General features: G+C 66.1%; 14 protein-coding genes. 2 read left to right on the top strand and 12 right to left on the bottom strand.

Annotated elements, in window-relative coordinates; translation table 11 throughout:
• Nucleotides 1–4 precede the first annotated feature (4 nt).
• The 4 genes from kdgT to BA190_RS23030 all read right to left on the bottom strand — a co-directional run bounded on the left by kdgT (nucleotide 5) and on the right by BA190_RS23030 (nucleotide 3,625).
• Entirely contained in the window at nucleotides 5–1,003 is a 999-nt protein-coding gene (gene kdgT / locus BA190_RS23045; protein WP_068292878.1) for a 2-keto-3-deoxygluconate transporter, read from the bottom strand.
• Nucleotides 1,004–1,200: 197 nt separating this feature from the next.
• A complete protein-coding gene (kduD, locus tag BA190_RS23040) occupies nucleotides 1,201–1,986 on the bottom strand; it encodes a 2-dehydro-3-deoxy-D-gluconate 5-dehydrogenase KduD (protein WP_245314912.1) in 786 nt (261 codons plus the stop codon).
• Complete coding sequence (gene kduI, locus BA190_RS23035) at nucleotides 1,983–2,828, bottom strand: 5-dehydro-4-deoxy-D-glucuronate isomerase (protein WP_068292872.1); 846 nt, start codon at nucleotides 2,826–2,828, stop codon at nucleotides 1,983–1,985. Before kduI ends, kduD begins: the two co-directional genes overlap by 4 nt.
• A gap of 35 nt (nucleotides 2,829–2,863) precedes the next feature.
• The gene (locus BA190_RS23030; RefSeq protein WP_068292868.1) at nucleotides 2,864–3,625 is read right to left on the bottom strand and encodes a GntR family transcriptional regulator; all 762 of its coding nucleotides are present in this window, start codon (nucleotides 3,623–3,625) and stop codon (nucleotides 2,864–2,866) included.
• A 191-nt stretch (nucleotides 3,626–3,816) separates the two neighbouring features.
• Here BA190_RS23030 and BA190_RS23025 point away from each other — a divergent pair, with 191 nt between their 5' ends.
• Nucleotides 3,817–4,857: an alpha/beta fold hydrolase gene (locus BA190_RS23025; protein WP_068292865.1), complete on the top strand. Its 1,041-nt coding sequence runs from the start codon at nucleotides 3,817–3,819 to the stop codon at nucleotides 4,855–4,857.
• A 12-nt stretch (nucleotides 4,858–4,869) separates the two neighbouring features.
• Here BA190_RS23025 and BA190_RS23020 read toward each other — a convergent pair whose 3' ends face one another.
• The 3 genes from BA190_RS23020 to acs all read right to left on the bottom strand — a co-directional run bounded on the left by BA190_RS23020 (nucleotide 4,870) and on the right by acs (nucleotide 9,480).
• Nucleotides 4,870–6,666 carry a chloride channel protein gene (locus BA190_RS23020; RefSeq protein WP_068292863.1) on the bottom strand — a complete coding sequence of 599 codons (1,797 nt, stop codon included), beginning with the start codon at nucleotides 6,664–6,666 and terminating at the stop codon, nucleotides 4,870–4,872.
• A 127-nt stretch (nucleotides 6,667–6,793) separates the two neighbouring features.
• The gene (locus BA190_RS23015; RefSeq protein WP_068292861.1) at nucleotides 6,794–7,483 is read right to left on the bottom strand and encodes a DUF4241 domain-containing protein; all 690 of its coding nucleotides are present in this window, start codon (nucleotides 7,481–7,483) and stop codon (nucleotides 6,794–6,796) included.
• Nucleotides 7,484–7,533: 50 nt separating this feature from the next.
• Nucleotides 7,534–9,480, bottom strand: coding sequence for an acetate--CoA ligase (gene acs, locus BA190_RS23010; protein WP_068292859.1), 1,947 nt, complete (start codon nucleotides 9,478–9,480; stop codon nucleotides 7,534–7,536).
• 359 nt (nucleotides 9,481–9,839) lie between these two features.
• On the opposite strand from acs, the gene BA190_RS23000 reads away from it, so the two are divergent.
• Nucleotides 9,840–10,667 (top strand): class I SAM-dependent methyltransferase, encoded by an 828-nt coding sequence (locus BA190_RS23000; RefSeq protein ID WP_068292853.1) that lies wholly within the window; start codon nucleotides 9,840–9,842, stop codon nucleotides 10,665–10,667.
• Nucleotides 10,668–10,679: 12 nt separating this feature from the next.
• Here BA190_RS23000 and BA190_RS22995 read toward each other — a convergent pair whose 3' ends face one another.
• The 5 genes from BA190_RS22995 to modA all read right to left on the bottom strand — a co-directional run bounded on the left by BA190_RS22995 (nucleotide 10,680) and on the right by modA (nucleotide 18,466).
• Nucleotides 10,680–13,859 carry an efflux RND transporter permease subunit gene (locus tag BA190_RS22995; protein ID WP_082979976.1) on the bottom strand — a complete coding sequence of 1,060 codons (3,180 nt, stop codon included), beginning with the start codon at nucleotides 13,857–13,859 and terminating at the stop codon, nucleotides 10,680–10,682.
• 2 nt (nucleotides 13,860–13,861) lie between these two features.
• Complete coding sequence (locus tag BA190_RS22990; protein ID WP_068292849.1) at nucleotides 13,862–15,169, bottom strand: efflux RND transporter periplasmic adaptor subunit; 1,308 nt, start codon at nucleotides 15,167–15,169, stop codon at nucleotides 13,862–13,864.
• Between the two features lie 243 nt (nucleotides 15,170–15,412).
• Nucleotides 15,413–16,828 (bottom strand): DHA2 family efflux MFS transporter permease subunit, encoded by a 1,416-nt coding sequence (locus BA190_RS22985; RefSeq protein WP_156771666.1) that lies wholly within the window; start codon nucleotides 16,826–16,828, stop codon nucleotides 15,413–15,415.
• Between the two features lie 8 nt (nucleotides 16,829–16,836).
• Entirely contained in the window at nucleotides 16,837–17,499 is a 663-nt protein-coding gene (locus tag BA190_RS22980; protein WP_068292841.1) for a TetR/AcrR family transcriptional regulator, read from the bottom strand.
• Between the two features lie 154 nt (nucleotides 17,500–17,653).
• The gene (gene modA, locus BA190_RS22975) at nucleotides 17,654–18,466 is read right to left on the bottom strand and encodes a molybdate ABC transporter substrate-binding protein (RefSeq protein ID WP_068292838.1); all 813 of its coding nucleotides are present in this window, start codon (nucleotides 18,464–18,466) and stop codon (nucleotides 17,654–17,656) included.
• Nucleotides 18,467–18,772: the final 306 nt, after the last annotated feature.

The following is an 18,772-nucleotide window of genomic DNA, read 5'->3' as shown; positions in this document are numbered from 1 at the left end:
CGGGCTAGATCGGCTCGACGCCGTGCCGGGGCACGCCGTCGGGTTGCGATGCCGGCACCCTGCCCATTCGCTTTGCCCACAGCGCCGTCAGGATCGGCACCAGGATCGCCGTCACCAGGCAGGCCGTGGCCACCAGGGCCGTTGCCGCCGGCACCACCGGCTTGAAGCTCGGGATCATCTCGCCGATCAGAGTCGGGTTGGCGATCGCCGCCCCCGCCGTGCTGGAGGCCGCGAGCCCGGCCGTGCCGTTGCCGCCGCCGATGAACCTGTCGGCCAGTATCAGCGGTATGCCGGTAACCACGATCACGCCGAGGCCGAGCAGCACGCCGGCAAGGCCGCTCTGCGCGATGACCTTGAGATCGATGCCGTTGCCGAGGGCGAAGCCGAAGAACGGGATCAGCGGATGCACGCAGCGCCCGAACAGCTCGCGCAGGTCGCGGTCGAGATTGCCGAGGGCAAAGCCGATCAGGAAGGGCAGCACGGCACCGACGAACAGGCGCGGCTCGAACACGGCCACGCCGGAGGCGCCGAGGATGAGCATGCTGACCAGAGGGCCTGATTCGACCGACATCAGCACGAAAGCGCCGGCCTCCTCCTTGGTACCGTATTGCTGCATCACCGCGGCGTAGAGGCCGCCATTGGTCATGTCCATCGAGGCGGTGATCGCCAGCACCGAAAGCCCCGCAAACAGACCGGAGGTGATGCCCCCATCGGGAATGAACCGCGCCGCGACCATGGTAGCGACCCAGGCCACGATGATCTTGGTGACCAGGAGCGTGCCCGATTTGCGCAGGACCATGCCGGTCGCCCTGAGATCGATGGTGGCGCCCATGCAGAAGAACCAGACGGCGAGGATCGGCACGGTGCCGGTGATCAGGCCGTTGGTGAACGAACCCAGATAACTGCCGGCGCCGGGTGAGAAGGTCTTGCACAAGGCGCCGAGCAGCAGCGGCACCAGCATCAGGCCGCCGGGAATCTTATCGATGACCTTCAATATCTTCATGGACTGCCTCCCAGATTGTATTTTTGGCGAACGGCCAGACGTGGCCGCTCCGCAAATTCCTTCTCCCCTTGCGGGAGAAGGTGGCATTGCGAAGCAATGACGGATGAGGGGTGCTGGTGAACACTCGTGGGGTTTGTGCATCTCCCCTCATCCGCCCCTTCGGGGCACCTTCTCCCGCAAGGGGAGAAGGAAATCGCTCAGCGCGCCAGCCAGCCGCCATCCACCGGAATGGTGGTGCCGTGGACATAGGCGGAGGCGTCCGAGGCCAGGAACACGGCAGCGCCGCCGAGATCGGCGGGCGCGCCCCAGCGCCCGGCCGGAATGCGCGCCAGGATCTGGCCATTGCGCTCAGCATCCGCACGCAATGGCGCGGTGTTGTTGGTCGCCATATAGCCGGGGGCGATGGCGTTGACGTTGATGCCCCTGGCGGCCCATTCGCAGGCAAGCAGCTTGGTCAGCCCCATCAACCCGCTCTTGGCCGAGGTGTAGGAGGCGACGCGGATGCCGCCCTGGAAGGACAGCATCGAGGCGATGTTGATGATCTTGCCGCCGCGTCCGTCCGCAAGCATGGCGCGAGCCGCCGCCTGGGCCAGGAAGAACGCCGATTTGAGGTTCACGTCGACAACCGCGTCCCAGTCCTCCTCGGTGAAGTCGAGGGCATCGGCGCGGCGGATGATGCCGGCATTGTTGACCAGGATGTCAAGCGCGCCGAAGCGGTCGAGCGCCGACTGGACGATCCCAGGCAGAGGCGCCGTGGTGGAAAGATCAGCGGTCACGGGCAGGAAGGCGCCGCCCTGCGCCTCGATCGCCGCGCGGGTTTCGTCGGCGGGGCCGCGATCGACCCCGACGATGCTGGCGCCGGCCTGCGACAGGGCGATGGCGATGGCCTGCCCGAGCCCGGTGCGCGATCCCGTCACCATCGCGACCTTGCCGGTGAGGTCAAAGGGGTTGGCGGCAAGCCGGTTCATGGTTGCGCTGCTCATCGCAGGTCCGCCGTCGCGACCATGTCCATGTCGGCATAGTCCTGGTTGTCGCCGGCCATGGCCCAGATGAAGGTATAGGCGCCGGTGCCGACGCCGGAATGGATGGACCAGGGCGGCGAGATCACCGCATCGCCCTCGCCCACCACCAGGTGGCGGGTCTCCTGCGGCTCGCCCATGAAGTGGAAGACGCGCGCCTCGGGCGCGAGATCGAAATAGAGATAGACCTCGTTGCGCCGGTCATGGGTGTGGCAGGGCATGGTGTTCCACACCGAGCCCGGCGCCAGCGTGGTCATGCCGAAGACGAGCTGGCAGGAGTCGACTGCGCCCGGGATCAGCATCTGGTGAATGCTGCGCTCATTCGCGGTGCTCTTGTCGCCGAGCTGCAGGATCCGCCCGACCGAGGCGTCGATCCGGCGCGTCGGATAGCTGCGATGGGCGGGCGCCGAGAGAAGGTAGAAGCGCGGCGGCGCGGCGGCGTCCCTGGCTTCGAACACCACCTCGCCGGCGCCCATGCCGACATAGAGGGCTTCGCGCGTGCCGATGTCATGGGTCTCGCCGTCGACGCGCACGATCCCCGGACCGCCGATATTGATGATGCCGAGCTCGCGCCGGGCCAGGAAGCTCGGCTGGCCGACCTCCTTCGGGGTCTGCAGGGCCAAGGAGGCATCGACCGGGCAGGCGCCGCCGATGATCATGCGCTCGACATGGGAGTAGACCAGCTTGATGCGGCCGGCGGCGAACAAATCGGGGATCAGGAACTCGCGGCGCAGGCCCTGCGTATCCAGGCCCTTGACGGCTTCGGGGTGGCTGGCGTGGCGAATTTCGAGGGTTTGATAGGACATAGGGACTTTCTGGATTGTCGGGATCGCAAAACGCTTTAGCGGAACAGCAGCGTCTCGAAGGCGGCGGAGATACCGGCGGCATCCCCTGAGAAATAGTCCGGGTTGTGATCGCGGATGGAGGCCAGGCTCCGCCGCAGGCCGTCGAGATGATGGTCCATGGCAAGCCCCGCCTTCTCCGCATCATGGGCCTCGATGGCATCGACGATGGCGCCGTGCTCCTCGACGACGCGCAGCATGCGTCCGGCTTCCGGCAGGGTCAGCCGGCGATAGCGGTCGAGCTGGGTCTTGACCTGCTGTACCATCTCCCAGGCGCCCGGCCGGCCCGCTGCCATGGCGAGGGCCGCGTGAAAAGCTTCATCCGCCTCGTGAAAGCCATTGGTGTCGCCGGCTCCGAGGCTCTCACGCTGACGCTCGATGAGGCCGCGCAGCAGAGTGACGCTGCTGCCCCGAGCCTGATGGGCGGCGGCGCGCGCCGTGGCATGCTCGACGGCCGAGCGCACGAAGATTGCATCGGGCAGGATGGCGGCGGGAATGCGGGCCACGCGCGTGGCCGACCGCGCTGCGATCTCGACCAGCCCCTCGTCGGCCAGGCGCAGCAACGCCTCGCGGACCGGCGTGCGGCTGACGGCATGCGCCGTCGCCACCTCAGCCTCGGCGATCCTCTCGCCAGGCCGCCTGATCATGGAGACGATCTCGTCCCGCAATGCCCGATGCACGACCGCTGCCGTCGTCAGGCCCGGCTGAGCCGCAAGCGGCCGCCCGCCGGTGCGATCCTGGAAATGGCCAAAGGCGCTCATTACTTTCACCATATCTGATATATCAGATATCCTAGTCACTCTCGGCAGCGGCGTCAATGGTGTGGAATCGCCACTGCGATAAGAGCGGGTCCGCCATCGCCTTCCGGTACGACCTCGAACACGTTCCAGGTCGCAAGCCGAGGCCACCGCGCGGCAGGAAGGCGGCGTCAACCGCATTCCTGGAGAGTTTCATGCGCCGTTTCTCTTTCCTCCTCGCCCTTGCCGTCTGCCTGGCAGGACATGCTGCCTTGGCTGGCGAGCCGGTCGCCACCAAGGTGTTCAACATCCCCGATCCGGGCGGCGAGCGGCCGCTGCAGACCCGCCTGTGGTATCCGACCGATGCTCGCGGCCCCTTGACGTCGATCGGCGGGCGGGAGGGCAGCTTCCCCGGCATCAATGTGGCGGAGAATGCTCCGCCCGCGGCCGGCAGCCATCCGCTCGTCCTGCTGTCGCACGGCTTCGGCGGCAGCTGGCGAAACCTCAACTGGCTGGCAGCAGAACTCGCCGGGCGCGGCTACATCGTGGCGGCGCCGGACCATCCGGGCACGACCACCGCCGACAAGCGGCCGGAACAGGCAGTCCGCCTGTGGGAACGCCCCCATGATCTCAGCCGGGTTCTCGATGCCGTCAGCACCGATCCCGGCCTCGCCGGCCCCATCGAGGCGGGCCGTATCGCCGCCATCGGCCACTCCCTCGGCGGCTGGACGGTGATGGCGCTGGCCGGCGGGCGCTATGACGCAAGCCGCCTTCCCGCGGCTTGCTCGCCCGCCCCCCTTTGCGAAGCGCTCGCAGCTCTCGGATTGCGCGACGGCGGAACCAATCCCGCCAAGCTGGGAGCCGATCTTCGCGATAGCAGGATCGGCGCGGTGGTTTCTCTCGATCTCGGACCTGCGCTCGGCTTTACGCCGCAAAGCCTGGCGGCTGTCCGGATACCTGTGCTGGTGCTTGCGGCGGGAACGCCGGTCCCCGGCATCGCAGCCCTGCAGCAGGATTCCGACTATCTCGCCAAGGCCCTCCCGCCGGCAAGCACCCGCTACCTGCCCATCCCCGACGCAACGCATTTCAGCTTCATGCAGCTCTGCCTGCCGGAGGCGCCCGCCGCGATCGAGAAGATCGCCCCAGGCGAGAGCTTCGTCTGCCGGGATGGCGGCACGCGCGACCGGGCGACGCTGCACCGCCAGATCGCCGACGAGATCCTCGCCTTCCTGGCCCGGGTCCAGCCCGCGCGATAGGAAGAGATGTTCCTAAACCCCGCCCGCCAGGTCACGGCGGGCGCGGTCCGCCGCTTCGGCATAACGGCGCAAGGCATGGGCTTCCGACAGGAGGCCGATGACGTGGCCGGCCTCGTCGACCACCGCCAGCGCTTCGGCCTCGCAACCTTCCATGCGCTCGGTCGCCTCTTTCAGCGTCATGCCCGCCGTCAGCACCTGATCGCGATAGAGCGCAAGACCGCCGACGGGACTGGCGCCATCCTGGATCTCGGGGCTGACCTGATAGGCATCGGCAACCCGGATCAGCCCGGCATAGCGGTTGGTCAGGGTGTCGACGGCGACGATGTAATGGGTGGTGCCGAGCGGATTGGCGTTGCGGAAGACCACCAGGGAGGCGTCCTTGTCGACGGTCGGTGCCGGCTTGCGCATCACGCGGCCGACGGTGAGATCACGGGCCCAGCCGATGTCGTGGGCGCTGCGGATCGCCTCACCGCGCAGATGGAAGCGCCAGGTGGCGAAGGAGTAGCCGAAGGTCTCGCGCACGGTGATGCTGGCGATGATCACCGCCAGCAGCACGGCGGCGGTGAGCTGGAAATCGCCCGTCATCTCCAGCACCAGGAAGCTCATGGTCAGCGGGCCCCCCATCACGGAGGCGGCCAGCGCCGCCATGCCGGTCAGCGCCGCCGCGTGGGGCGTCAGCCCCGTATCCAGGGAGAAGAGATGGATGCCACCCAGATAGAATTGGCCGACCAGGGCGCCGAGGAAGAGCGAGGCGAAGAACAGGCCTCCGCGAAAGCCCGAACCGAGCGAGATGGAGGAGGCGAGCCCCTTCAGCAGGATCAGGCCGCCCAGCATCAGCATCGGCAGTTCGCCGCCGGCGAGCATCTTCACCAGCGCACCATGCCCCGACGACAGCACCTGCGGCGTGATCAAGGCAAGTCCACCGACCATCAGGCCACCCAGTCCGGGCATCAGCCAGATCGGCAGGGGCAGGCGACGGAAGCCCTTCTCGGTCATGGCGACGCCCAGCATCACCAGGATGGCGACGGCGGCGCTGAACAGGCCGAGGCCGACCAGGGCCACGAAGGACGAGGCCTGTGGCTTGTAACCGACATCGATGACGAAGGCGTAGGAATCGATCCCGAGCAGATGGGTGACGATGGTGCCGGCAATGGCCGCTGCTGCCACCGGGGCCAGATGCGAAACGGCATAGGTGCCGATGATGATCTCGAAGGCGTAGAAGGCGCCGGTCAGCGGCGCGCTGAAGGCACCGGCGATGGCACCGGCCGAACCGCACCCCACCAGCAGGCGCAGATCCGCCCGACGCAGGTGAAAGCCGAGGCCGAGCCGCGAGGCGATGCCCGAGCCGATCTGCGAATAGGCGGCCTCGAGCCCGACGGAGGCGCCGAAGGCGTTGGAGATCCAGGTCTGTACGACCACGATGATGCTGCCGGTGAGCGAGAGGCGCCCGCCATGCAGGGCATTGGCCTCGATCGGGTCGACCGGGCGGGGCGAGCGTGTCCGCGCCAGAACCAGGTTGAACAGGCCGAGCAGGAGGCCGCCGATCAGCGGCATGGAGACGGCCAGGATCACCGGCAGGCCGAGGGTTCCGCTCAGCCGCTCTTCCGATTGCAGGCCGAAGAAGAGCTCATGTGCGAGCTGCGCGGTGGCCGCGACGGCGTAGACCGCCACGCCGGCCAGCGCGCCCACCACGGCCGCGAGCGCGACCATGCCGCTCTCGCTGCGCCGCACCAGCAGGCGCATCCAGCCAGGGATGATCCGGTCGAAGGCGAGGTTGAGAGCCTGGCGGGAAAAACGCTGATGGAACATGGCAAGCTTGCCCGCCTCTGGTGGAGGCAGGAATAAGGGGAAGGCCGATCCATCCTGTTTAGACACTTGTTGTGAAAGGCAAAAGTCCGCAAGCGACGAAAATTGGCGCGATCGGGGATGCCAGGCATTATTCTCGCCGGCCCGGGGCGTCATCCACCACGCGCAGATCGGTCAGCAGCATGGCCACGCTGCCGTCGGCCGCCAGGCCGAACCAGGACGGGTAGGCTCCATCGCCCCAGCCGCTCGAAAACAGTACCATGGCATGGGCTCCTCGGGAGACCGGCAGGGCGAAGGGTAGCCCGTGCTCCTTGCCATAGCTCTCGCCCTGCCGGATCCAGTCGTCATCGAGAACCTGCATCTGGTCGGCGGGCAGGGCGGCAATCTCCGCGCCGGCAGCAGGGTCGAGGAAGGCGCCGGTGCCCGCATCGACCGGAAAGCCGTAATATTCGTCCTTGCCCAGCTTGGCCGGGTCCTGGCCCGGCACCAAAGCCCGTTCCCAGGTCACGACCGGCGCCTGTGAGAATTCGACGCGCGCAAAGGCGATGCGATCGCCGAAACGCTGCGAACGCATCACCGCGATGCGTACGGGAAAGCGCCCCTTCGGCACGGTACGAATGAAGGGCTTGGCCTCGATGAAGACGAAGGGATCGCAGGCCACGATCTGGCCGCTGGACACCGTGACCTCGCCGAGGACGCGGCTGTCGAGCGGCACCGATGTCCCCTCGACCGTGCCACTCGCGCCGGGCTTGAAAGCCGCCTCGAAGCGGGCGGCATCCGGGAGCAACGGCCGCTCCTCCGCCCGCGCCAGCGCGATCATGCCCACGCTGCAAGCGAGCGCGACAAGAAGCGCTCGCCTCAACACCAGCGTCAGCCCTTGGGCTTGTTCTGGCGGTTGGCGATCAGGTCCTCAACCACGGTCGGATCGGCCAAAGTGGAGATGTCGCCGAGCGAACCGAAATCGTCCTCGGCGATCTTGCGCAGGATGCGGCGCATGATCTTGCCGGAGCGGGTCTTGGGCAGGCCGGGCGCGAACTGCACGAGATCGGGCGAGGCGATCGGGCCGATCTCACGGCGTACCCAGCCGACCAGTTCCTTGCGCAGGGTCTCGTCGCCGCTGGTGCCCGCCATCAGGGTGACATAGGCATAGATGCCCTGACCCTTGAGGTCGTGGGGATAGCCGACCACGGCCGCTTCCGACACCAGTTCATGCGCCACCAGCGCGCTCTCGACCTCGGCCGTGCCCATGCGATGGCCGGAAACGTTGATGACGTCGTCGACGCGGCCGGTGATCCAGTAATAGCCGTCCTCGTCGCGGCGGCAGCCGTCGCCGGTGAAATATTTGCCCTTATAGGCCGCGAAATAGGTGTCGAAGAAGCGCTGGTGATCGCCATAGACGGTGCGCATCTGGCCCGGCCAGGAATCGGCGATGACGAGATTGCCCTCGCAGGCTCCCTCCAGCACCTTGCCCTCGGCGTCGACGATCTCGGGGCGCACGCCAAAGAAGGGCCGCGTGGCCGAGCCCGGCTTGAGCTTGGTGGCGCCGGGCAGCGGCGAGATCAGGATGCCGCCGGTCTCGGTCTGCCACCAGGTGTCGACGATCGGGCAGCGATGGTCGCCCACCACGCGGTGATACCATTCCCAGGCTTCCGGATTGATCGGCTCGCCCACGGAGCCGAGCAGGCGCAGCGAGGCGCGCGAGGTCTTCTTCACCGGCTCCTCGCCGGCCCCCATCAAAGCGCGGATCGCGGTGGGTGCGGTGTAGAAGATGGTGACCTGGTGCTTGTCGATCACTTCCCAGAAGCGCGACATGGACGGATAGTTCGGCACACCCTCGAACATCAGCGTCGTGGCGCCGTTACAAAGCGGGCCGTAGACGATGTAGGAATGGCCGGTGACCCAGCCCACATCGGCGGTGCACCAGTAGACATCGCCCTCGCGGTAGTCGAAGACGTATTGGTGCGTCATCGCGGCATAGACGAGGTAGCCGGCCGTGGTGTGCAGCACACCCTTCGGCTTGCCGGTGGAACCGGAGGTGTAGAGGATGAACAGCGGATCCTCCGCGGCCATCTCCTCGCAGGGGCACTCGTCGGAGACATTGGCTGCGAGATCCGCATAGAAGTGATCGCGGCCGGTGACCATCGGCACCGGGGCGCCGGTGCGCTTGACCACCACCACCGAGGAGACGCCGCCGACCTTGGCCAGGGCCGCGTCGACATTGGCCTTGAGCGGCACGCGCTTGCCGCCGCGCAGGCCTTCGTCGGCAGTGATGACCACGGTGGAGCCGCAATCGGTGATGCGGCCGGCGAGGGAATCGGGCGAGAAGCCGCCGAACACGATGGAATGAACCGCACCGATACGGGCGCAAGCCAGCATGGCGAAGGCCGCTTCGGGAATCATCGGCAGGTAGATGGTGACGCGATCGCCCTTCTTGACGCCCTCGCCCTTGAGCACGTTGGCGAAGCGCTGCACTTCGCCGGCGAGTTCGCGATAGGAGATGTGCCGGCTCTCGGCGGGATCGTCGCCTTCCCAGATGATGGCGGTGCGGTCGCCATGCTCGGCGACATGGCGGTCGACGCAATTCCAGGCGACGTTGGTCGTGCCGTCCTCATACCAGCGGATCGAGACATCAGGCGCGAAACGGGTGTTCTTGACCCTGGTATAGGGCTCGAACCAACCGATCCGCTTGCCGTGCTCTCCCCAGAAGGCCTCGGGATCGCTGACGGAGGCTTCGTACATCGCCTGGTAGCGCGCATTGTCGACATACGCTTCCTCGGCCCATTCGCGCGGAACGTCGTAGATCTTGGCCTCAGACATGCCTTCCTCCCATCGGCCGGGGTCGTGCCACGGCCTTGCAACCCGCGCCGGCTTCGGAACCGGCGTTTCCTCTGGAGCAAAGCGCGTCTTCGCGAAAACGCCCTTTCTCTCCAGCTCTTTGTTTTCAAGCCAATCCGATGGATTGGTTTGGGCGTCTTTGCAACTCCCGGCGATTCCCGAAAAAATCACAAGACGCTTTCTAGAACGCTTATGACAAAGCGCCTGCGCAGGGCAAGTCCCCCCGCGCGCTCCAGCCGATACTGCGGCATGTCTGTCATTGCTTGGCCGCCCGCGGTATAGTGGCCGCCGAACTTACGATGCCACCGCTTAATACCATCCCGCCAAGAAAGGATGTGGCCATGGACATCGAAGGCGCCGTCGCCAGCCATTACACGCAAGGTTCGCTCGAACGCACGCTGTTCGCGGCGCTGGAGGCCGCCGGCAAGGACCCCGACCGCCTTACCACCGGCGATCTCGCCGGCATCGACGAGTTCCATCTTGGCTGGGCGGCCGCTACCGAGGAACTGGCGGAAGATCTCGGTTTCACCCACGCCATGCATGTGCTCGATGTCGGCTCGGGCATCGGCGGGCCGGCGCGGCATCTGGCGCAGGCGCTCGGCTGCAGCGTCACCGGTATCGACCTCACTGCCGAATTCGTCACGGTGGCGGAAGCGGTGACCCGGCGCTGCCACCTGTCGGGACGGGTCTCCTTCGTGCAGGGCAGTGCCCTCGCTCTGCCTTTCGAGACCGCGAGCTTCGACGGCGCCACCCTGTTCCATGTCGGCATGAACATCGCCGACAAGGATACGCTCTTTCGCGAGATACGCCGGGTGCTCAGGCCGGGAGCACGCTTCGGCGTCTACGACATCATGCACCAGGACAAGGGGGAATTGCCCTACCCGATGCCCTGGGCGATGACCTCGGCCACCAGCTTCGTGGAGCCGCCGAGCCGCTACCGCCAAGCCCTGGCCCAGGCCGGCTTCAGCCTGGAGCTCGAGCGCAGCCATCGCGACCTTGCCCTTCGGCTAGGCCGCGAGATGAGGGAGAAGGTCTCGCGCGACGGCCCCTCGCCGCTCGGTCCACAAGTCCTGATGGGCGAGAACGCTCCCCTGCGCATCGGCAATGTGATGTCGGCCCTCGCCGACGGGCTGATTGCGCCCATCGAGATGATCGTGCGGGCCGCCTGAGAAAGCTCGCCTTCACCGCATCGCTACCGCGCGCGGTTCGGGCAGGACCAGATCCTGGTCCTCCCTCGGCTCTCCCGCCAGGACGGCTTCCGGCGGCTCGCTCGGCTCGCCTGAATCGCGGCCGCTTCTCAGCCATTTCGAAAAGCCGTCGAGGTAGAGATAGATCACCGGCGTGGTGAACAGGGTCAGCACCTGGCTGACGATGAGGCCGCCGACCATGGCATAGCCGAGAGGCTGGCGGATCTCCGAGCCGGTGCCGGACCCCAGCATCAGCGGCACGCCACCGAGCAAGGCGGCCATGGTGGTCATCAGGATCGGCCGGAAGCGCAGGAGGCAGGCCCGCCTTATCGCCTCCACCGCGCTCATGCGGTGATCGCGCTCGGCAACGATGGCGAAATCCACCAGCATGATGCCGTTCTTCTTGACGATGCCGATCAGCAGGATGACCCCGATCAGGGCGATCAGGCTGAAATCGAAATGGAACAGCAGCAGCGTCGCCAGCGCTCCTACGCCTGCCGAAGGCAAGGTCGAGAGGATGGTGAGGGGGTGGATGAAGCTCTCATAGAGGATGCCGAGGATCAGGTAGACCACCACCAGGGCCGCGACGATCAGCATCGGCACCGAGGCGAGCGAGTCCTGGAAGGCCTGAGCCGTGCCCTGGAAGGTCGAGCCGATGGTGGCCGGCAGCTCCATGCGCTTTTCCAGGGCCTCGATGGCAGCCGTCGCCTGCCCGAGCGCCACGCCGGGCGCCAGGTTGAAGGAGATCGTCACCGCCGGGAATTGCCCCTGATGGTTGATCGCGAGCGGGCGGACCGGATCGGTGCTCCATTTCGCAAAGGCCGAAAGCGGCACCTCTCCCCCGGTGGTCGGCGAGCGCAGATAGACCTGCTGCAGCGTCGCCGTGCTCTTCTGCAGGGAAGGCAGCACCTCCAGGATGACATAATAGGTCGAGAGCTGGGTCGAGAACTGGGCGATCTGGCGCTGGCCGAAGGCATCGTACAGCGTGGCATCGATGATGTCGGGCGTAAGCCCGTAGCGGGCCGCCTGGTCGCGGTCGATCGACAGGGTCAGCGTGGTGCCGGATGCCTGCTGGTCGGAGGCGACGTCGCGCAGTTCCGGCATCGCCTTCATCGCCTCCAGAAGCTTGGGCGCCCATTGGTTGAGCTGGTCGATGTCGGTGCCCTGGAGGGTGAACTGGAACTGCGTGCGCGAGGGCCGGCCGCCCAGGCGCACATCCTGGGCCGACTGCAAATAGAGCCGCGCTCCCTCGATCTTGGCGGTCTGGCGCTGCAGGCGGCGGATCACCTGGTCGGCCGAGGCACTGCGCTCGTCGCGCGGCTTCAGCGTGATGTACATGGTGCCGTCATTGAGGGTGTTGCCATTGCCGCCCATGCGCATCGCCATATGGGCGATGGCCGGGTCCTTGAGCACGATGGCCCCGAGTTCCTCCATATGGCGCGCCATATCGGCCACCGAGGTGTCCTGCGCCGCCTCGACGACGCCCGTGATCAGGCCGGTATCCTGCTGCGGGAAGAAGCCCTTGGGGATGATCACGAACAGGTAGCCCGACAGCGCCACCGTGGCGAAGAAGGTCAGCAAGGTGATGAAGCGGAAGCGCAGCACGAGGTCGAGGCCGCGCTCATAGGCGTTCACCATGCCCTCGAAGAAGGATTCGCTGAGCTTGTAGAGCCTGCCGTGACGCTCCTCATGGATCGGCTTGAGGAAGCGCGAGGCCATCATCGGCGTCAGGGTCAGCGACACGAAGGCCGAGACCACGATGGTCATGGCGAGCGTGATCGCGAATTCGCGGAACAGCCGCCCGATGATGCCGCTCATCAGGAGGAGCGGGATCAGCACGGCGATCAGCGAGATGCTGATCGAGAGGATGGTGAAGCCGATCTCGCCGGCCCCCTTGAGGGCGGCAGCCATCGGCTTCTCGCCCTCCTCGATATGGCGGGTGATGTTCTCCAGCATGACGATGGCATCGTCCACCACGAAGCCCACTGCGATGGTCAGCGCCATCAGCGAGAGATTGTCGAGGCTGTAGCCGGCCAGCCACATCAGGGCGCAGGCGCCCAGCAAGGCCAGCGGCACGGTGATGGAGGGGATCACCGTGGCCCACACGCTGCGCAGGAAGACGAAAATGACCATGACAACGAGGCCGATGGTAAGCAGCAGCGTGAACTGCACGTCCTTCACAGCAGCGCGGATGGTCTGGGTACGGTCCGACAGCACCGAGATCTTGATGGCAGGCGAGATGCCGGCCTCCAGGCGGGGCAGCACCTTCATGACATTGTCGACGGTATCGATGACGTTGGCACCGGGCTGCTTGAAGATCACCAGGAAGACGCCGCGCTTGCCGTCGGCCCAGCCGGCCTGGGTGTCGTCCTGGGGGGCGCTGACCGCCTGCCCGATGTCGCGCACGCGGACGGGACTGCCATTGCGATAGGCGATGATGACGTCGTTCCAGTCCTTGGCATCGGTGAGCTGGTCGTTGGCATAGATGGTGTAGGAGCGGGTGGCGCCGTTGAAGGTACCCTTGGGGTTGTTGACGGTGGTGACGGCGAGCGGTGTTCGCACGTCCTCCATCGACAATCCCTTGGCCACCAGCTTGGCGGGATCGACCTGGACCCGGATGGACGGGGTCTGCTGGCCGCCGACATTGACCTGGCCGACACCACCGATCTGGCTGATGGCCTGGGCCAGCTTAGTGAGAGCCTGGTCGGAAACCTCGGTCAAGGGCAGCGTGTCGGACGTGGCGCCGAGCAGCAGGATGGGGGAATCGGCCGGATTCACCTTCCGATAGGTCGGCGGGCTCGGCATGTTCTTGGGCAATTGCCCGTTGGCGGCATTGATGGCAGCCAACACGTCGGCGCCTGCGCCGTCAATGTTGCGGGAGAGGTCGAATTGCAGGGTGATCTGGGTCGAGCTCGTCTGGCTCGACGAGGTCATCTCCGAAATACCGGGGATCAGCGAGAACTGCGTCTCCAAAGGCTGGGCCACCGACGAGGCCATGGTGGCGGGGTCGGCACCCGGCAGGCTGGCGGAGACCTGGATGGTCGGGAAGTCCACTTCCGGCAGCGGTGCCACCGGCAATTGGGGGTAGGCGATGATGCCCACGAACAGGATGCCCACCATCAGGAGCGTGGTGGCCACCGGATGGCGGATGAAGGGGGTGGAGATGCCGGGCATGATCAGTCTGCCTTTCCTGCATCGCCGCCTGCCGGCAGGGCGGCCTGATCGGCAACCTTGCCATCCGGGGACGGCAGCGGTCGCGCCTCGACCTCCGCGCCGTTCTGCAGGCGCGCCTGGCCCGAGACTACGACCTTCTGCCCCACCGTCAGGCCCTGGCTGACCACGGCACGGCCATTGCCGCTCATGCTCACCTGGATCGGCGCCGCCAAGGCCTTGCCGTCATCGCCGATCACATAAGCGAAGAGGCCTGACGGCCCGTGCTGGACGGCATCCTCGGGCACCACGAGCACCTGCTTGAGCGTGTCGACGAGCAGGCGCGTATCGACCGACAGGCCGGGCCAGAGCGCATTGTCGGCATTGTCGAAACGCGCCTTCAGGCTGATCGTGCCCGTCGCCTGGTTGACCGTGTTGTCGATCACGGCCAGCGTGCCGTGGGAAAGGACCGTCTGGCCGTCGGAACTCAAGGCTTCGACCGGGGCCGCCCCACGCTCGAAGGCCCTAGAGCGATTTTCGATCCCATTGGATCGAACATCGCTCGTCGTTTCAGAAGGATTGACGCGTTTTTCCGATCCGGCCGGATCGGAAAACGCCTTGGCGATGGCCGGCAGCAGGTCCTGGGGCTCGGTGAACTGCACGGCGATGGGCTGGAGCTGGGCAATGGTGACGATGCCATTCTGGTCGGCGGCATGCACGATGTTGCCCGGATCGATCTGGCGGAAGCCGGTGCGGCCGGTGAAGGGCGCCTTGATGATGGTGTAGTCGAGATTGGTGCGGGCATTGGCGATGGCCGCATCATCGCCCTCTATCTGGGCCTTGACCTGGTCGACCAGGGCCTGCTGGGTGTCGACGGCCTGCTGGGATTCGAAGCTCTTCTGCGCCAAGTTCTGGAAGCGCTGCAGGTTGAGCTGGTCGTTTCGGAGGCTGGCTTCGTCCTGGGCCTTCTTGGCGACCGCCTGGTCCAGCGCGGCCTGGTAGGGTCGCTTGTCGATCTCCACCAGGGCATCGCCCTGCTTGACCATCTGTCCCTGCTTGAAGAACACCCTGGTGATCTCACCGTCGACCCGGCTTCTCACCGTCACCGTCTTGAAGGGTGAGACCGTGCCGAGACCGTCGACCTCGACCGGATAGTCGGCTTTCACGGCTTGCGCGAAGGTCACCGGCACCTTGGCGGCAGGCGCGGCCTGGGCCTCGGGCGCCGGCGCGGCCTGGGCCAGATGGCGCCAGGCCGCGTAGCTTCCCAGCCCGACCACCAGGATTGCCAGTCCGGCGGGCCAGCGGCGCCGTCTGCGTTCATGTTCGATATTCATGGATCCGATCCGTCGAATCGCGCCTGCCTGCAAGCGCGCCTGTTCTCGGACGTTTCGTCGCTCATGCACTCGAGCCCGATGCATAAGCCAGGAAACGTCCTGGGGTTCGAATCCGATTTGGGCGGCGATGACGACGGAAGTGTGGGCCAGTGTTAAGGGATGTTTCTGCCCGCTTTCGATTGGTGTCTGGAGGGGTCGGATCACCCCATCGTGATACCCCGTGATGGGGTCAGGCCCGTTGTTTCACTCCGCTGCGGCGGGCGTCCGCGGCACTGGCGCCGGCGCGAGCAGCTCGCTGCCGACATTGCGCGGCAAGGTGAGGAAGATCAGGCCCGAGGTCATGGCGATCATGCCGATCATCAGGAACACAGGCGGAAAGACCGGCGCGGTGAGATGGCTGGCCCCGTGCAGGTGCATCGAGGTTTCCAGTGCCAGAGCGGCAACGGAGACGCCGACCGAACCCGCCAATTCCTGCAGCACCGAGGTCATGGAGGTGACACGGCCCATCAGTTCGGGCGGGATGTCCGAGACGCCGGCGGTATTGATCGAGGTGAATTGCAGCGAACGGGTGAAGCCGGCGGCGAGCAGGGTGAGCGAGATCAGCAGCACCGGCATGCCGGCGTGGAACAGGGCCGGGGCCGCCACCAGGACGGAGGACAGCACCGCGTTCAAGGTCAGCACGCGGTAGAAGCCGAACCGGCGTAGAATCGGCCCCGCCAGCGCCTTCATGGCCAGGGCACCGGCGGCGGTGGCGATGGTCAGAAGGCCGGACTGGAACGGATTGAAATCGAAACCGAGCTGGAAATACAGGGCCAGCAGGAAGGGGGTTGCGCCGACGCCGATGCGGAACAGGAAGCCGCCGCCGATGGCCGAGCGGAAGGCGGCAAAGCGCAGCAGCCTGAGTTCGATCAGCGGATTGGCCGTTCGCCGGGCGTGCGGGACGTAGAGGGCGATCAGGACAAGCCCGCCAACGGCGAGGCCGATGATAGCCCCCGCCGGCACCACATCGAGACCCGACAGCGTCGCCCCGCCCATCAGGGCCACCAAGCCCGGTGCCAGGAGGAGAAAGCCGACGAGGTCGAAAGGCCGCCGCTCGTCCTCGCGCACATTGGGCACGTAGAGACTGGCCAGGACGATGCCGAGCACCGCGATGGGGATGTTGATCCAGAAGATCAGGCGCCAATGGAAATAGGTGGTGATGAAGCCCCCCAGCGGCGGCCCGCTGAGCGGGCCGAGCAGGGCCGGCAGGGTCAGCCACATCATGGCGTTGACGAGGTCGTGCTTGGGCGTGGTCTTGAGGATGATCAGCCGGCCCACCGGCGTCATCATCGCCCCGCCCATGCCCTGGACGATGCGGGAGGCCACCAGTTCGGTGAGGTTGGAGGACAGACCACAGGCGATCGAACCGAGGCCGAACACCACGATGGCGGCGCGGAAGATGGTGCGGGCCCCGAAGCGATCGGCCATCCAGCCGGAGGTCGGGATGAAGATGGCCAGCGACAGCAGATAGGAGGTGAGGGTGAGCTTGAGGTAGATCGGGCTGGTGCCGAAATCGCGCGCGATCGTGGGCAGTGCCGTCGACAGCACCGTCGAGTCCAGGTTCTCCATGAACAGGCCGGTAGCGATGATCAGCGGCAGCAATCGGCCCTGCGATGTCACCCCCTCGCTCACGAGGGCACGCTGGCCTTGCGCCCACGCTTGCCGGGTTCGAGCCGGGTGACCCGCCCTTCCGGCACCGGTCGCCCCTGGGCAATGCCGTTGAGCGCCATGTCGACCACGTCGCGCGTCACCTCGATGTCGGACAGGTAGTCGGCGCCCACGCCGATCCAGGCCATGCCGATCAGCAGCCGCGCTGCCATGTCGGCGTCATAGATCCGGGCCTCGCCACGACGCTGCGCTTCCTCGATCACCGTAATCAGGCGCTGGGCGATGGCACCACGTCGGCGGCGGAAGATACGCCGCTTGGAGTTCTCGCCCTCGTTGAGGTCGCGGATGGTGCTGAGATGGGTACGCACCGTGGGCACGATCTCGGCGACGAGATAGGTCAGGCGCTCGCGGAAATTACCCTCGCGCAGCAGGGCCGTGTCGAGCCGCACCTCGAGATCGTCGAGCGTCTGGGCAAACACCGCTTCGAACAGGGCTTCCTTGCTGGTGAAGTAGCGATAGACGGTAGCCTTGCCGATGCCAGCCTCGAAGGCGATATCGTCCACCGAGGCCGCATCATAGCCCTGGCGCGCGAAGATGCGACCGGCCGCGTCCAGCAAATTGTTACGCCGGACGTCGCGCCAGTGCTCTTCTCCCGAGGACTTGTCGTCCGTGCGCTGCTCCATGATGGCCCCGAATCAAAACCCGCCGGTTACGGATAAAACCAGCGAGTCTCATTTCTTGCCCGAATTCCGGCAAAATTGGGAGAGGGGGAAGCAGGAGATCAGACACAATCGAGTGAAGATTGTTGCCGGACGATGAAGCAGGTCCCTCCCCGCCCTACTCCTTCAGCAGCGTGAACCCGGCCTTGGCGAAGGGCTTCTGGCCATCTGCCGTCTTGAGATAACCCAGGAAGCCGGCGGCATCGGCATTGTTGGACGACGCCGTCAGGCCGAAGGGATAGACGATCGGTTCATGCGAATCCTCGGGGAAGGTGGCGACGACCTTAACCTTCGGATCAGCGGCCGCATCGGTGGCGTAGACCACGCCGAACTTGGCCTCGCCGCGCGCGACCAGAGCGAGGGCGGCACGCACATTGTCGGTCTGCGCGAATTTCGGCTCGACCGCCTTGAGGATGCCGAGCTTCTCGAAGGCAGCCCGGGCATATTTGCCGGCCGGCACCGTCTTCACTTCACCCACCGCGATCCTGCCCTCGCCAATGGCGCCGGCGAGGTCGACCCCGGGCTTGAGTTCGATGGTCGTGGCGGCATCGGCCGGCGCGATCAGCACCAGGGCGTTGCCGAGCAGCTTCACCACGCTGTCGGGCTTGATCAGCTTCTTGTCGACGCCGTATTTCATCCAGTCGAGATCGGCGGAGGCGAAGGCATCGGCCGGCGCGCCTTGCTCGATCTGCTTCATCAGCGCCGAGGAAGCGGCATAGGAAATCACCACCTTCTTGCCCGAGCTTGCGGTCCAGGCCTTGGCAGCCTCGTCGAGCGAGCCCTTGAGGCTGGCGGCGGCGAAGACGGTGACCTCCCCCGCTCCAGCCTGCGCGGCCTTGGCGGCGGAAGCGTCCTCGGCCCGCGCCATCACGGGCGCGAAGACGAGACCGACGGAGAGAGCCAGAAAAGCCCGGCGGGCAAAGCGAAGCATGGTGAGATCCCCTAAAGCGTTTTGCGATTTGGTGGAGTCACCAAGAATCGCAAAGACGCGTCGAACCAAAGAGTTAGAGCAAACAAGCGTTCATGCTTGAACGCGCTTTGCTCTAGCAGCCATGATGGTTATATATCAAGGGATATAGCGGCGCTGGAGAGAGCGCAAGGCAGGCCGGCAGGCGCGAATGTCGCGCCTGCCGGATCGTGATCGAAGAAATGCGGAGCCCGGCCGGATCAGATTCTGTCATGCCCGGGCTTCGTGCCGGACATCCAGGCACCACCGGCCCTGATTCCGCCGCTGGAT

The sequence above is a fragment of the Labrys sp. WJW genome, from assembly GCF_001676615.1.
Lineage (GTDB): Bacteria > Pseudomonadota > Alphaproteobacteria > Rhizobiales > Labraceae > Labrys > Labrys sedimenti.
This window is presented reverse-complemented; position numbering and strand designations above follow the sequence as displayed.